This window comes from Cyclobacterium amurskyense, assembly GCF_001050135.1.
Classification (GTDB): Bacteria; Bacteroidota; Bacteroidia; order Cytophagales; family Cyclobacteriaceae; genus Cyclobacterium; species Cyclobacterium amurskyense.
The window spans coordinates 3,217,082-3,232,500 of sequence record NZ_CP012040.1 but is presented as its reverse complement, the minus strand read 5'-3'; the positions used below and the strand labels follow the sequence as shown (position 1 = coordinate 3,232,500).

12 protein-coding genes and 1 tRNA gene are annotated in these 15,419 nt (G+C 37.5%); 6 read left to right on the top strand and 7 right to left on the bottom strand.

All coding sequences use genetic code 11. The features are described from left to right. Positions 1-271 precede the first annotated feature (271 nt). Both CA2015_RS13390 and CA2015_RS13385 read right to left on the bottom strand, forming a co-directional pair. Positions 272-745, bottom strand: coding sequence for a YHS domain-containing (seleno)protein (locus tag CA2015_RS13390; RefSeq protein ID WP_053086686.1), 474 nt, complete (start codon positions 743-745; stop codon positions 272-274). A gap of 710 nt (positions 746-1,455) precedes the next feature. Continuing rightward, positions 1,456-1,529 (bottom strand) — tRNA-Arg (locus tag CA2015_RS13385). A gap of 187 nt (positions 1,530-1,716) precedes the next feature. Here CA2015_RS13385 and CA2015_RS13380 point away from each other — a divergent pair. Continuing rightward, a complete protein-coding gene (locus tag CA2015_RS13380; protein WP_048642363.1) occupies positions 1,717-2,451 on the top strand; it encodes a porin family protein in 735 nt (244 codons plus the stop codon). A gap of 62 nt (positions 2,452-2,513) precedes the next feature. Here CA2015_RS13380 and CA2015_RS13375 read toward each other — a convergent pair whose 3' ends face one another. Beyond that, the gene (locus CA2015_RS13375; protein ID WP_240477796.1) at positions 2,514-3,137 is read right to left on the bottom strand and encodes a phosphatase PAP2 family protein; all 624 of its coding nucleotides are present in this window, start codon (positions 3,135-3,137) and stop codon (positions 2,514-2,516) included. Then, complete coding sequence (rpoN, locus tag CA2015_RS13370) at positions 3,137-4,597, bottom strand: RNA polymerase factor sigma-54 (protein ID WP_048642362.1); 1,461 nt, start codon at positions 4,595-4,597, stop codon at positions 3,137-3,139. The genes CA2015_RS13375 and rpoN overlap by 1 nt, the downstream gene beginning before the upstream one ends. 178 nt (positions 4,598-4,775) lie before the next feature. Between rpoN and asnS the strand changes: the two genes are divergently transcribed. The 5 genes from asnS (at position 4,776) to CA2015_RS13345 (ending at position 10,672) form a co-directional block, all read left to right on the top strand. After that, positions 4,776-6,227 carry an asparagine--tRNA ligase gene (asnS, locus tag CA2015_RS13365; protein ID WP_048642361.1) on the top strand — a complete coding sequence of 484 codons (1,452 nt, stop codon included), beginning with the start codon at positions 4,776-4,778 and terminating at the stop codon, positions 6,225-6,227. A 621-nt stretch (positions 6,228-6,848) separates the two neighbouring features. Beyond that, positions 6,849-7,241 (top strand): hypothetical protein, encoded by a 393-nt coding sequence (locus CA2015_RS13360; RefSeq protein ID WP_048640786.1) that lies wholly within the window; start codon positions 6,849-6,851, stop codon positions 7,239-7,241. A gap of 2 nt (positions 7,242-7,243) precedes the next feature. Further along, positions 7,244-8,254: an IS3 family transposase gene (locus tag CA2015_RS13355; RefSeq protein ID WP_048640785.1), complete on the top strand. Its 1,011-nt coding sequence runs from the start codon at positions 7,244-7,246 to the stop codon at positions 8,252-8,254. A 298-nt stretch (positions 8,255-8,552) separates the two neighbouring features. After that, complete coding sequence (locus CA2015_RS13350; protein WP_205749763.1) at positions 8,553-10,091, top strand: hypothetical protein; 1,539 nt, start codon at positions 8,553-8,555, stop codon at positions 10,089-10,091. Positions 10,092-10,219: 128 nt separating this feature from the next. Next, positions 10,220-10,672 carry a hypothetical protein gene (locus tag CA2015_RS13345; RefSeq protein ID WP_048642360.1) on the top strand — a complete coding sequence of 151 codons (453 nt, stop codon included), beginning with the start codon at positions 10,220-10,222 and terminating at the stop codon, positions 10,670-10,672. A gap of 448 nt (positions 10,673-11,120) precedes the next feature. Here CA2015_RS13345 and CA2015_RS13340 read toward each other — a convergent pair whose 3' ends face one another. From CA2015_RS13340 to CA2015_RS13330, 3 genes are read right to left on the bottom strand one after another with little or no spacing between them, the layout of a single operon-like run. After that, the gene (locus tag CA2015_RS13340; RefSeq protein WP_048642359.1) at positions 11,121-12,611 is read right to left on the bottom strand and encodes a TolC family protein; all 1,491 of its coding nucleotides are present in this window, start codon (positions 12,609-12,611) and stop codon (positions 11,121-11,123) included. Further along, positions 12,604-13,917 (bottom strand): ABC transporter permease, encoded by a 1,314-nt coding sequence (locus CA2015_RS13335; protein ID WP_048642358.1) that lies wholly within the window; start codon positions 13,915-13,917, stop codon positions 12,604-12,606. Before CA2015_RS13335 ends, CA2015_RS13340 begins: the two co-directional genes overlap by 8 nt. 59 nt (positions 13,918-13,976) lie before the next feature. Next, positions 13,977-15,290 carry an efflux RND transporter periplasmic adaptor subunit gene (locus tag CA2015_RS13330; protein ID WP_048642357.1) on the bottom strand — a complete coding sequence of 438 codons (1,314 nt, stop codon included), beginning with the start codon at positions 15,288-15,290 and terminating at the stop codon, positions 13,977-13,979. Between the last annotated feature and the right edge of the window lie 129 nt (positions 15,291-15,419).

Here is a 15,419-nt window from a genome sequence, read left to right as displayed (position 1 = left end):
TTACTAATTCAGGCTTAGCCATACTCGTAAGATTTTATTTACTGTTTCTCCTAACAATAATACCACTACCAAAGAACAACATTACCCGGAAACGCTTTTTGCTTCACCATTATTATTAGGACATCGATTACAATCAACCACCCTTATTATTTCAGTTCAACAAAACTGGATTCAAAATCTAGCTTAACCTATTATACCATATAAAGGAGCCAAGGGAATGCTTAACGCTGATTTACATTCATTAGCCCTAATAGTGCACAAACTGATTTCCCTACTTAATTAGCTCTTTCCAAAAATCATCCGCATTGCCTTTAAGGTTATCCTCATCTTCATTCCATGGAATCAGGGTATTGGTAAAGAGTTTATTGTAAAATAAGTAAAGCTTTCCATCTACAATCTTAAAGGTTTTGGGATTAATAGAAACTTTCTCCCCATTATCTCCCATAGCATAAGCACACCAACCACCATATTGCGGTTCATATTTTATGGGATCCCTTTCAAAAAGGCTTTTGTTTTTTAAGGAGGAAAAGTAGTAAGTCACTCCTTTATAATTTAAGCTGTACTTTTTGCTACCTTCTGTAGCTACTCCATTTGTAAAGTAGGCCACAGGATCATAGCCATCAATAGCCAGATGCTTTGAATCTAAGTTAAAATGTCCCACACGTTTAGAAGTGTCAACTCCTTGAAAGAAAAAACTGCAGGTACTAATAAATAATAAAGTGCTTAGCTTAATTGCGAAATTCATGGCTTCAGTATTTAATGGTCTAATCTATATAGACTACGTAATTCAAGGAAAAAAAATTAAATCTTAACCAAAAAAAACATTTACTCCAATTTTACTACTTAAGGCAGCTTTAGAATTTCAACCCAAGATTCATCGAAAATAAAAGCTATTAGCTAAACTCAGCTACCTGATTTCAACGTCTTACTGTAGAAAAAAGAAAAGGCTACTACAACTCCAACTGTTTCCATACCTGCTTTCCGAAGCATTGAAAACCTTACCTATAAATAAATGAGCAATATCAATTTATAAATCAACCCGGATTATGTATGTCTCGTCCCGTGTTTACGGGAAGTGTTGCAATCGCAAGAAAATAAGACTGTTTGGAGATTTTAGCATAGCACCGCTATGGTGAAATTGAAAACAGCAACGAAGTGGCTGATTTTAAAGCGATTTCAGCACGTAATAGAATATCTATTGCATATTTCGGGTTCAAAGGAGGTTGATATAATAATTAACACAGGATTTTATAGCTAACAGAAGGTCCTTTAATCATTTTGCGATTAAACTCTTTCCTGCAAATGAAAAAATGAAAGGCAAGACAAAGGCACTTAATTAATAGCAGCTCTTATCTTCCTAAGTAAAAACAGGAATTGGAAGGATCCATAAAAAACAAAAAACCATGCAATTTTTGAAAATTACATGGTTTCGATGCTAAATAATTCAGCTTTTAGTGACCTCGCCAGGATTCAAACCTGGAACCTCTTGAGCCGTAATCAAGTACTCTATTCAGTTGAGCTACGAGGCCATTCCTTCTAAATGGAATGCAAAGGTAAAGAATATCCCCAATATTACAAAGAAGGAATAGGTGTAAAAATGAAATGATTTTACTTGGCTAATAATTTTATTTTAAGAATAATTAAGATCAACAGGCAATCAAATCAAGCATTATTTCCTAATTTAGCCGTTCGATAGGTTAAAAAATATTTGTTTTCATGAAAAGACTTTCTATTATATCCTTTATTTTATTGATCACTTTTCAACTTCAAGCCCAAGAAAAGGAACGTACATCGATAGGTGGCAGACCGAATATTAAAGGTGACTTGTTTTTGGATTTCGGATTCAATATGCTAAATAACAGGCCTGATGATTTGAATACGCGTTTTATTGCATCACGTGTTGTCAATGTTTATTACCAAACCCAAATTGATTTGGGAGAAAACACAGGCTTTACTTTCAACCCTGGTTTCGGACTGGGTCTTGAAAAACTCGCTTTTAAAGATCAAATGACTCTCGTTTCAGATCCTGACAAAGCTGTAAATTCAAGTATGCTTGTGCCAATTTCTGAGGTATATGGAGCCGATGCTAGTGTATCTTCCAATACTATGGCCATCAACTATTTTGATGTTCCGCTTGAATTCAGGTATCATGTCAACAAAAAAGACTATAACAGCGGTATTCGAGTAGCTGTTGGAGGTAAGATTGGTTTACTGTACAATGCCCATTCAAAAATATCTTTCACTGATGGTGATGGTTTGGAACAAAAAATTAAAAATTCTCAGAATTTTGGATTGAACCCCATTAGGTATGGTGTTTATACTCGTTTAGGATTTCCAGGATTCAACGTTTGGGGATATTATGGATTAAATGGCGTATTTGAAGGGAACAAAGGCCCTTACGGTACAGAGTCCACTCAATTTAATTTCGGACTTTCGGTAGCCTTATTCTAATCGAAGAAAATTTCTTGATTTTAAGAAAGGAGCGGATTAATAAATCCGCTCCTTTCTTTATGTCAATTGATTAACAAATGATAATACACTGGAAAACATATCCCAAATCCCAACAAAAAGCCAGCATAAACCTCTGAAGGCCTATGGGCATTGAGGTACAACCTGGCTGTCCCTATCAAACCGCTAAGCACAATGACCAGTAAAAAATAATAAAACATTGGGCCTGAGGTGAATTTTACTGACAATACCCCTACAATAGCTACCCATCCTCCCATCGCCGTCTGATGAGCACTAATTTTATAAAAGAAAGTAACAACTGTCATCAGTACCAAACTAACAGTAACCAACCCAAGTGTAACAAGCAGCAATTGATCTATATTCAGTTTCCAATAGAAGAAGGAAACTGTCATCACATAAAATACAGACACCAAGGCAAAAGGATAAATCCTTTCCCTTCTGTTAGGCAACTGTAGGCTATTGATTACTGCTGAATACCGTAACCCAAGCAGGCTCAATAATGGCACAAGGAAAGTAGTAAATCCAATCAAAAGCAATACAGCCCATTTCGCTCCTTTCGGAACCATTGTAGCTTCTGGAACTATATAGAACAAAGTGGCTACCATGAAGGTAGGTATCACCAAGGGTTGGAAAATTACCGATAAACCTAAAGCTGTCTTTTTTAACACTACAATTCTTTTCTAAGCCTTGCTACTGGAATTTGCAGCTGTTCCCTATACTTCGCTACTGTTCTCCTTGCTATATTATATCCTTTCTGGTTTAACAGTTTCACTAATTTATCATCCGAAAGTGGCTTTTTCTTGTCCTCTTCGTCAACCATTTTATTTAGTACACTTTTCACTTCTCTATTACTTACATCTTCTCCACCATCAGTAGCTATCCCCTCAGAGAAAAAGTATTTTAAAGGAAACACACCAAATTCTGTCTGTATGGACTTACTATTGGCCACCCTAGAAACAGTAGAAATATCCATATCTATTCTTTCAGCAATATCCTTCAGGATCATTGGTCTCAACTTGGTTTCATCACCATCAAGGAAAAATTCATGTTGATAATCCAGAATAGACTGCATGGTACGCATCAAGGTTTGTTGCCTTTGTTTGATGGCATCGATAAACCATTTGGCAGAGTCCAATTTCTGCTTGACAAAGGACACTGTCTCTTTTAGTTTTTTGTCTTTCTTATCACTTTTATCATAGGCATTGAACATTTCAGAATAAGACCTACTGACTTTTAATTCAGGAGCATTCTTTGAATTCAAGACAATTTCAAACTTCCCATTCACACTATTCAATATAAAATCAGGAATCACATAATGGTTTCGAACCATACCGTCAGAAACGCCTCCTGGTTTAGGGTTCAATCTTGTAATCAAGTGAATTACTTCCTTAAGCTCTTCCTCCTTGATTCCTGCTTTTTTCAATATTTTATCATAGTGCTTTTTAGTGAATTCCTCAAAACACTCCTGAACAATATAAATAGCTCTTGGCACCAAGGGATCAGGATCCTCTGTGGCATTTCTCCGCTCTAATTGAATAATCAAACATTCCTGCAAATTTCTTGCAGCTATACCTGGAGGGTCAAAAGTTTGAATCTTAAAAAGTATCTCCTCTACTTCGTCAATATCAGTTTCAACATTCTGACTAAATGCCAAATCATTAATTATGGCTTCAAGATCCCTCCTTATATAGCCGTCATTTTCTATACTTCCTATTAACTGCGTACCAATCAAACGTTGGGTATCGTTTAATTTCAGGAAATTAAGCTGGGATAGCAATTGTTCATGAAGAGAACTATAGCTTGATAAGGGCATATCTCTTTCTTCCTCATCTGAAGAATAGTTTCCATCCCCTTGCATTTTATATCCACCGTATTCTTCATTAAGATAATCTTCGATATTGATATCTTTGTCATCTTTAGACTCTGGGCCGTCAGTATTGTCTCCGAACTCCTCCTGTTGGGTTTCAGCGTCCACGTCTTTCCCTTCCTCTAAGGCTGGGTTAATCTCTAACTCCTCTTCAATTCTGGATTCAAGCTCAGCAGTAGGAACCTGCAGCAGTTTGATAAATTGAATCTGTTGAGGAGATAATTTCTGAGATAATATCTGGTTTAAATTCAGTTTCTGCATATATTAAAACCTATTAATGGTTTGAGTTATTTCCATCTAGTTTCCGAAGAAACTCGATTGGAATTCAAATTTAGGAAATAAGATCAAAATTTTGATAAAAAGCGTATTATATCGTTTTTTTGCATTCGAATTAAATGTGCGCCCTTTTGGGTTTTTTATTTTATAACAAGGAATCGTCATGTCATTTAACAACAGAATTAAAATAAAACATTTACTGGAGAACCCTACTCCAGAGGAAAAAGCGACCCTAATGGGTTGGGTAAGAACCAAAAGGAGCAATAAGCACGTAACTTTCATCGCCATAAATGATGGGTCTTGTATCCAAAATTATCAATGTGTGGCCGACCCTCAAATAATTTCGGAAGATATTCTTCGAAAAGCAAATACTGGGGCCTGTTTGAAAATTACCGGTACAATCGTAAACTCTCAGGGTGCTGGGCAATCTACTGAAATCCAAGCCACCTCTATAGAAGTACTGGGAGAAGCCGATCCTGATAAGTTTCCGATTCAGCCGAAAAAACACTCTTTGGAATTCTTACGTGAAAATGCTCACTTGAGAGTTAGGACAAACACCTTTGGGGCAATCTTTCGTGTGCGCAACCAACTTTCCTTTGCGATTCACCAATATTTCCACGAAAAGGGATTTGTCTACATTCACTCACCAATCATCACTGCATCCGATGCAGAAGGTGCCGGTGAAACATTCCAGGTTACGACATTGGATCTTAAAAACCCTCCAAAAAATAAAGAAGGAGAGCTTGATTTTCAAGAAGACTTCTTTGGAAGGGCCACAAATTTAACGGTTTCGGGCCAGTTAGAAGGAGAGCTTGCTGCTATGGCCTTGTCTGAGGTCTACACCTTCGGCCCCACTTTCCGAGCGGAAAACTCTAATACAACCCGACATCTTGCAGAATTTTGGATGATCGAACCAGAGATGGCCTTTTTCGATGCTGAAGACAATCAAAACCTTGCTGAGGATTTTTTACAGTACGTTATAAAATTCGCTTTAAAGCATTGCAAAGAGGATTTGGAGTTTTTGGACAAGCGAGCAGCTGAGGAAGAGAAGGGTAAAAAAGCAGATCAAAGAAGTGATATGGGTCTATTGGAAAGACTGGATTTTGTTACTCAAAACGAATTTGTTAGAATCACTTACACAGAAGCTTTTGAAATATTGAAGGCTTCTAAACAGAATAAAAAGAAAAAGTTTGTCTACCCTATCGAAGAATGGGGTACGGATCTCCAATCGGAACACGAAAGATTTCTGGTAGAAAAACACTTTAAAAAGCCGGTAATCCTTACTGACTATCCAAAAGAGATCAAATCCTTTTACATGAAACAAAATTCTGACAACAAAACAGTTGCTGCCATGGATATTCTCTTTCCTGGAATTGGAGAAATTGTTGGTGGTTCTCAGCGGGAAGAAAACCTGGACAAGCTTTGTCAACGAATGGACGAACTAAAAATAAGCAAGGAAGAGATGTGGTGGTACCTTGATACTAGGAAATTTGGAACAGCACCACATGCTGGCTTTGGTTTGGGCTTTGAACGATTGGTACTGTTCGTTACTGGCATGGGCAATATTCGAGACGTAATACCATTTCCAAGAACCCCAGGAAATGCTGAATTTTAATAACAATTTTGAGATCCTTGGGCAGAAGCCCAAGGATCATTACTTTCATTATATTTTTTTCTTTTAGCTTTCATTTACTGCATATTTAACCACTGAAACTTCTACCTAATCCATTTCCCCAGTTAGACAGTGGGGCCTTCTTTTTCTCATAAGTAGATTTCATTCAAAAAATTACGGAACAGCACAAGCGCTTTTAAGGCTAACAAGGTTTTAGAATAATAGACGAAAAGAGTGTCATAGATCTTATAGTCTGATTGTTAAGCCATATTAAGGAAATGATTAATTTATGTTAGGGTTTACTAAAGCCTTTGTTTTTAAACTCGTTTTCCCCATCAAGCATGGGGAAACTCCATAAGAAAAGTGTATACTCAGAGAAAAATAAACCTAAAAAGAAACTGAAGCAAGGCTTAATTCGATTCCTTCATTTAAAATTACAGCTTTATTTGAAGTTTAAATGCATTGAGTATCGAGTAAAAAAATATTAAACCCTGATTATGTAATAGGATTCGTAATAGCCTGTCCCGTGTTTACGGGAAGTGTTGCAATCGCAAGAAAATCGGTCGTGTACTGAAATAGGTTGACACAATTTAATTAAAAATTGTAAACCTATAATCGGACAAAATGAGTGAATTACAAAAGTTCTCCGAAGATGCAAGGAGAAAAATCGTTATGGAAGTACTTTCAGGTACTTTAAGCAAAGAACAGGCAAGGCATATTTATGGAATTAAAAGCAAATCCGCTATCTTGGAATGGATGAGGATTTTTGCTGGTCTTGAAAGAAGGCTTCCTAAAGATCCTCTTCCGATTTTAAAAAACATGGCAATAAAAGAGGATTCCAATAGTGAGTTAAAAGCCCGTATAAGGCAACTTGAAGAAGAGCTGAAGCTTAGCCGTTTGAAGGGCAGGGCATACCAGATCATGGTAGATATTGCCAAAGAAGAATATGGGCTAGATCTTGAAAAAAAGTCTGGTGCCAAACAGTTCAAAGACTCAGAGAAGAAGAACCAAAAGTAAGTTTGGCCCAACTTTGTGAATTGTTTGGCAAGAGCAGGCAGGGCTACTATAAAGCTTTAAATTATATTTACCGCGGGGCATTTGAGGAAGAGGTGGTCTTGAGTCTTGTTTTAAAGATCAGAAAGAAGGCCAAAACATCCAGATGGGGGTTGAGAAAGATAAACCCTCTGATTCAGAAAGACCTAATAGGAATGAAAATCAAGATAGGCAGGGATAAACTGTTTGATTTGCTTCGAGTGAACGGGTTATTAGTAACCAAAAGAAAAAGGAAGTTTTTCACTACCCAAAGCCATCATTGGCTTAGGAAGTACCATAACCTGGTAGAAAACATGGTTGTCTACAGGCCCAACCAGTTATGGGTTTCCGATATTACCTACCTTTTACTAAATGGGCAAGTCATGTATCTGTATCTTATTACGGATGCTTATTCCCAGAAAATAGTGGGCTGGAATCTTTCTCTGGATCTGAAGGCTGAATCAGCACTTGAAGCCCTGAAGGTGGCTTTCCAGTCTCAAGAAAACATTAACCATTATTCCCTTGTCCATCATTCGGACCGTGGGGTACAGTACTGCAGTTATGATTACACCGACCTATTGAAAAAGAAGAAAGTTTGGATCAGTATGACGAAGCCCGCTTCACCACATGAAAATGCCATAGCGGAAAGAGTAAATGGAATCCTAAAGGAAGAGTGGCTGGAGGATATTGCAGGAGAAACAAATATCAACCCGAAAAAATACATCATTAAAATTATCAAAATCTATAATGATATGAGACCACACGAGAGTTTAGGAAATCTAACACCTAACCAAGTACATGACGAAGGTTTTACAAGGCATGATACCGAACGCGTTATTGGAAAGAAATATAATTGGAAAAAGAAGACCGAACCTGTCAAGGCCCGGTCTGAAAATAGCAACGCTATCGGACCAAACGACTATTCCTTGGCAAGTTGCTCCTCAGCAGAGCTTGCCTCCGCTTTATCGTGGTACTGTAAGTTAAATGAAACTTCTTAGAAATTAAAACACTTACTATATTTGAAAAACAAAAGTGTCAACCATTTTCAGGACGAGACAATCAGACTGTTTGGAGATTTTAGCATAGCACCGCTATGGTGAAATTGAAAACAGCAACGGAGTGGCTGATTTTAAAGCGATTTCAGCACGTAATAGAATGGCTATTGCATATTTCGGGTTAAATGTTACTTTAGAGGTATAACTTAAATTGGATATTACATAAAATTTTTGTGCTAAAATAATTATTATGCTTATCTGAAAATTATCAACCCAGTGAATAAGAATAAAATACGGCAATATGACAGCTACCACCATGAAGCGCTCAACTAAAAGATCTCATAAAACGGTCAAAGGGCAGAATTTGCCTCGACTAAACTTTACTTCAAGATCCTGCCACAATAACATCCGCATTTATCAAAACTGGAAAAAACTTCCCTACTCCAGCTTTATCCTTCCATTATGCTTTCTCTTTTTGATAACTAGTTGTAACAACAAAATTGAAAGCAAAGAAGAACAACTACCAACAGGTATTCAGCCTTGGTCAGAAAACCCAAGCTATTGGGAATATCAGGGAAAGCCTGTGCTTTTATTAGGGGCAAGTGACAATGACAATTTATTTCAATTGGCTCATTTGAAATCTCACCTGGACAGTCTAGCGCTAGTGGGGGGTAATTATATCAGAAATACCATGAGTGACCGGGATGAAACTGATGAGAAGGCCTTCTATAAAAATGAGAAAGGAAAGTATGACCTTGAACAATGGAATCCAAAATACTGGCAAAGATTTGAAAACCTGTTGCAACTGGCAAAAGAAAGGGATATTATCGTTCAAATAGAGATTTGGGACCGCTTCGACCATGCCAGAGAACAATGGCAAACAGACCCCTACAACCCTAAAAACAATGTGAATTACACCTACGAACAAGCAAGCTTGGATAGCCTCTATCCCGATCATCCGGGGCAAAACAAACAACCTTTCTTTTTCACTCCCCCTATACTTCAGGACAATAAGGTACTTTTGAAATACCAGGAAGCATTTGTAGAAAAGCTGCTTTCCATTTCTCTACAATACAACAATGTCCTCTACTGCTTGGACAATGAAACAAGTGGTGTGGAAGAATGGGCAAGTTATTGGGCTACTTTCTTAAGGGACAAATCTGGAGATACGAACATTAACATGACAGAAATGTGGGATCACTGGGATCTTACATCCGCAGAACATAAAAGGACTTTAGATCATCCAGAAAAGTATGACTTTATAGACATCTCACAAAACAGCCATAAAATAGAAGAAGAAAACTGGAACAATGCACAGTATGTATTTGCTTATATAACGGAGCGACCAAGACCAGTGAATTCAGTCAAAATTTATGGTAGTGATGCACACCAGCCTTGGCTTTCCAGAGGAATCTCTACCAAGCATGCCGTCAGTACCTTTATTAGAAATATTTTAGGAGGTTTTGCTTCTAGCAGATTCCATAGACCTCCCCATGGTTTGGGATTAAGCAATTGGTCAATCCAAAGCATTAAAACCATGAGAAAAATAGAAGAAAAGGTTAAATTATGGGATTTGAAACCCATGATGGAAAATTTGTCCAACCGTGAGGAAAATGAAGCTTTTCTGTCCGGTAAGTCAGGTGAATCTTATTTGCTCTATTTCCCTGAAGGAGGAGAAGTAAAGCTAGACCTAAGCTCCTATCCCCAACAATTTGAATTGAATTGGATAAGCCTAGAAGAAGCCAATTGGGGAAAAAGCATTCTCCTTGATGGTGGAGATAAGCGCTCTATTGCACCGCCAGTAGATAACGGAAGCCTGGCATTGATTCAAGTTAAATGATTCCTATACTGTTTTGATAAAGGGTGAATTATTCTTTCTTCCTATTATTAATGCTTCTTTTAATTGGTTAAGGGAATAAAAAACACATCCATTATGAAATATTTGGGTTTAATTCTTATATTGATTACTTGGAAACATTTTTAAAATACCTGAAAATTGAGGCCATTGGAGGTCATATAATCAGAATTTCCCTTGCATGTCTGTTATTGTTTGGGGGATTTACGAAGTTAAAACTTATTGGAGCTCTGGAATACAACCTATTTTGGTCAATAATTCTAGCTGCCATAGAGACTTTTGCCGCTTTTGGTTTGCTTATTCATTATAAGAAACCTTTAATTGGAATTGGAGCAGGTATTTTGGCATTATTGTCCATCTTTATTCGGGTGGTATTTTCGATAGGATGGGTAAGAGACCATATTCTCCAAACGAATTCATTTATGGATGCCTTTAGTGCTATACTAGGGGTTTATAACAATGGTCTTTTTCATATCGCTCTCCTGTTTGGCGCAGGAGTCTATTGTTTAGGGAATTCTTATAAGGCTTATATCAAAGAAAGAATTACCAAACCTTGGCCACATTAAGACTGAATTATTAGAACAAGGATTTTATTCAACCCGGATTATGTAATAGAATTTCTCCGTCCTGACAATAGTCAGGGGTGAAGCCTGTCCCGTGTTTACGGGAAGTGTTGCAATCGCAAGAAAATCAGGATGTTTGGAGATTTTAGCATAGCACCGCTATGGTGAAATTGAAAACAGCAACGAAGTGGGTGATTTTAAAGCGATTTCAGGACGTAATAGATTGTCTATTGCCTATTTCGGGATCAAAATTGGATACTTCATTCCCGCTTAGCAAGCCATAAAAAAAGCATCCTTTATCCGGATGCATTTTTTATTTTAAATCTTTGACTTTACATGTATTTTCAGGGAAACTTCACACAATGGAATAATTGTTAATGTAAGCTATTTCAGGCAATAGGTGCTAACAAAACCCAAGCTGCTTCTATAAGCTTAAAAATTGGCTATCAAATCAGTCTTCCAAAAAGCCCATATCAGGCGTATATAATAGATAATCTGCTTCAAAATCGTATAAGGTAAGCTCACGAAGCTCATAATATGCCATCCAATAATCTCTTAAAGACTCTACATAACTTCTTCTATTTTTATCCTTTTCTTGCTGAGCTATGCCAAGGTCAGTTATTGTAACATTTCCACTTTGGTACCTTCTGAATGAGATCTCATAACGTTTGTCTGCCACCAAGTCAGAAGTTTTAGTAATCTCCACTCGGTCTATAAGCATGATAAACTTTCTTACCTTGGTAAAAATCTCTTGTTCAAAATTAATGATTTCCTGTTCTATTTCAAATTCAGTCAGTTTTTGATCAGCTTTGGCCATACTCATTCTGGCTTTATTCCTGCCCCAGTCAAGAATAGGAACATTAATACCTAAACTCACTAAGGCTTGGGTATTTGGATTCGAATAAATGCTTGACCACATCAAGTCGGCTTTATTGTATCCATAACTGGCATTCAAACTCATTTGAAATCTTTCTCCTCTTGCTTGAGCAACTTGAGCTTCAGCTTCTGTTCTTTGTCGTTTATATCTGATCGCATCCGATCGATTTTGGAAAGCATATTCAATGGCCTTTTGTACGTCGACCTCAAAATCAGGAATATCACTAGGCAATAATAAGTTTAAGGTAGTGTTTTCATTCAAGCCAATATAGGATTTTAGTGATAAGGAAGAGGATTCCATATCTAACCTCGCCTGCGCAACCGCTTGTCGGGCTTCAAGGACTTGTAATTCTACTTGGAGCAATTTATCCTCGTAGGTAGTCCCAATATTGTACCTACCTTGCTCAATCTTTAGTATAGCTTCTGAGTTTTGTAAGTTTAAAGATGCAATGTCCAAATTTACCTGAGCAATGAGAAACTCGAAAAACATTTGGGTCACTATCCTGCTTATTTGCTCCATTTCTTCAACATATTCCCTCTTGCTTTCCTCGTACCTGAAGGGTTCAATTTTCTTATCCCATTTATACCGATTAAAAGCAAAAATAGGTTGAATCAAACGAACATTAATCGGAACCCCATTCCATCTTGTCTGGTTTTCATTGTCTGCCGCTAGGAAATTATCAAACCTACTTGTTGAACTATTCACGGATAATGTGCCGCCAGTAGGGGCAATTACCTGTCGCAATCCCAACTCAAGATCTGCGTAATTTTGTCGGACTTCTCGAAACTCAATGGTTCCATCCGGTTGTTCGACACTATTGAAGGCCTGAGAGTATCTTGGCAGTGTTCCTTCCAGATTCAATTGTGGGTTATAGTCTGATTGGTAAAGTTTATAGGTCCAGTATCTGTTTTCCCTTCTTGTATCTGCATTCAATGCCGCAGGAGATTGGTTTTTCGCTCTTTCAATAATCTCTTCTAGTGTATAACTTACAAGTTCCTGAGCACGAACAGAAAAACAAGTCAGAATGAGAAAGATACCCGTAACAATTAAATATTTTTTATTCATAGCGCAAAGAGGTTATAGGGTCTTGGCTTGCCGCACGTTTCGCTGGAGTGATACCGAATACCAATCCTACAGTGGCGGCTACGCCAAAAGACAGAATAATAGAACTTAGGGTAATGACCGTAGGGAAATCTGCAAAAGTGGACACCAAATGTGCCAGAACAATTCCCAGAATCACGCCTATTAGGCCACCACTAACACTTATCATAACAGATTCAAATAAAAACTGATTGACAATATCGGTTTTCTTCGCTCCTAACGAAAGTCTTAGGCCAATTTCTTTTATTCTTTCCATTACTGATGCCAACATGATGTTCATAATCCCAATTCCGCCAACTAAAAGAGAGATGCCTGCAATTGCTCCAAGAACAATATTGAAAATATTTTGTGTCCGTTGTTGTTGTTTTAGCAATAGCTCAGGGATGGTTATTTCAAAATCTACCACATTAAAATGCCTTCTTTGAAGCATTTTGGCCAATACCTCCGCTGTGGGATTAAGCAGCTCACTGTCTGACACCTGAATTACCAATTTATCTATTTGGTGGTAATTATTAGAAGTGTTTCCATTTGAATCATTTAATCGAGATTCTGTAATCAGGTCCCTGTTTCGGTAGCGGATCAACATGGTTTGAATGGGAATATACACATCCATATTAAAATCTCTTATGCCTAATTTGGAAATACTGGACTCGGAGACAATTCTTTCCTCAAGAATTCCTATTACTTCCAGCCATTGACTACCACTTTTTATTCTTTTACCTATTGGGTTTTCATTGGGAAAAAATCTGGCTGCCACATTTCTGCCTATAATACAAACTGGATTTCCTTGAACGAGGTTTTGTTCACTAAACATTCGCCCTTCCTTCAATTGAAAATCGAGTACATCAAAATAAGCAACATCTACTCCTACGAGTTTTGCTGATCGTCTAATACCACTTTTTACTATATAGGTATCCATGACAATTTCAGGACTGATTCTGTTGATTCCTGGAATGATATTTTTAATTGCAGTAACATCTTCAAGCTTTAGTCCTGGAGAAAATTTATTTTTCTCCCTATCCATCCCACTATTTTGATCCACCTGCTCCTCTATCTGCTCTACTATTGGCTCTACTACTATATTATTGACCCCCACAAGCTTAATTTGTTCCAGGATTTCCTGTTGGGCACCTGTGCCGATAGCGAGCATCGCAATTACGGCAGCAACTCCAAAAATAATTCCTAATGCCGTTAATAATGAGCGAACCTTATTGGCTAAAACGGCTTCGAAAGCAATGTGGAAGTTGGCTAATAACCTTTCATTGAACATATATTTTGATTGGTTTGTCTGAGGATTCAATTATTTAATGTGAAAAAATTACATAAGTGTCAATAAGATTTAGTGGCTGATGCCAAAGGCTCTTCTTCCTCTTTTGCCTTGTCTAAATTCCTCTTTCCATTCAATTCCTCAAGCAAATTAATCGCAATGTTCTCACCCCAATCAGGTGTGTTTAAATAAACATATTCACCTTTATTCAATCCCTTTTCTATCACTACATCGTTGGCATTGGTCATTCCTAACAATACTTCCTGTTTGGTACCATTCCTTAAGTAAACATAATTAATACTGTCATTGGCAACATTGACAGCTTCTAAAGGAACAAACAAAACATCATTTAATTTATCTGCTATTATAGTATTACTGGAAGTCATGGATGGCCTCAACAGTGGATCGCTTTCATTTACTTCGATGATCACTTCAAATACTTTGGCATCTGAGTTTGGCCTTTGTTGACCTACATTGGCCACTTTTTTTACTTCACCTGTATATTTCTTGTCTGGAAAAGCATCCATTCCCAATTCTACTTGCTGGTTTACTTTCACCCTTCTTATGTCCACCTCATTGATATAGGTAATGCTTTGCATGGTGGTAAGGTCAGGTAGAGTTGCTACCACTGGATTCCATGAGTTGATCTGAGAACCTTCTTTCACTTTAGTCCCTCTATAATCCACATAGATAACCATCCCATCTTGTGGGGCTGTGACAACAAATTTATCCAGTACTTCAACCATCTGTTTCACTTCCAGCTCATCTTCCCTAAGTTTGGCTGCGATCTCCATCATTCTGGCTTTTTCCTGAAGCGTTTTTATCCTGTATCTTTCTTGAGCCTGATCCAACTCTCTTATGGCCTTTTCAACATTGTATTCATTTTGTTTGATAATTGCTGGCGGCTCAAATTGAGACTGCTCCAAAATCAATTCTTGCTCCTGAACAATGTATTTTTGATTAAGAATATTGTCCCTTTCTACCCTAAGGTTTAAAGAAGTATCCAATTGAATTTGTTCATACTGGGCCCTGGTTTGCTCTAAGTCTAATCGTCGATCTTCAAGTCGTCCAAACAGCTCAGTTTTATCAATAGAACAAATGAAATCTCCTTTTTGAACTACCGTACCCTCGTCCACCATTTTGTCAATGGTAAAACTACCAATACGGAATCTTCTTGCTTCGGCAGGGCCGAAAACTTGTACTGAGCGTAGTGCTTCCAACTCACCTGAGGTGGTAATCTCTACACGAAACTCTCCTTGCTCTACAGTAGCGAGAATGTTGTTTTCTACTCCAGTACTCCCTGAGGCAAAGAAAAAATACAAGGCTCCTATGACTAATATGCTCCCTATGGCGACGTATATCAGATTCCTTTTCATTTTGATTAAGTTAATTACATTCAAATTTAAACATTTTGTAACCTAAGTCTTCCCCACATAGCATTTTATATAGCCATTAGAATAATAACTAAAGTGTCTTCTTGACATTTAAATTGAAACGACAACTTT

Bases quoted from the DNA above. Each gene is read 5' to 3' on its own strand.
- CA2015_RS13380 (WP_048642363.1), top strand. From the start codon at position 1,717: ATGAAAAGACTTTCTATTATATCCTTTATTTTATTGATCACTTTTCAA.
- CA2015_RS13335 (WP_048642358.1), bottom strand. From the start codon at position 13,917: ATGTTCAATGAAAGGTTATTAGCCAACTTCCACATTGCTTTCGAAGCC.
- CA2015_RS13340 (WP_048642359.1), bottom strand. From the start codon at position 12,611: ATGAATAAAAAATATTTAATTGTTACGGGTATCTTTCTCATTCTGACT.
- CA2015_RS13390 (WP_053086686.1), bottom strand. From the start codon at position 745: ATGAATTTCGCAATTAAGCTAAGCACTTTATTATTTATTAGTACCTGC.
- rpoN (WP_048642362.1), bottom strand. From the start codon at position 4,597: ATGCAGAAACTGAATTTAAACCAGATATTATCTCAGAAATTATCTCCT.
- asnS (WP_048642361.1), top strand. From the start codon at position 4,776: ATGTCATTTAACAACAGAATTAAAATAAAACATTTACTGGAGAACCCT.
- CA2015_RS13350 (WP_205749763.1), top strand. From the start codon at position 8,553: ATGACAGCTACCACCATGAAGCGCTCAACTAAAAGATCTCATAAAACG.
- CA2015_RS13330 (WP_048642357.1), bottom strand. From the start codon at position 15,290: ATGAAAAGGAATCTGATATACGTCGCCATAGGGAGCATATTAGTCATA.
- CA2015_RS13360 (WP_048640786.1), top strand. From the start codon at position 6,849: ATGAGTGAATTACAAAAGTTCTCCGAAGATGCAAGGAGAAAAATCGTT.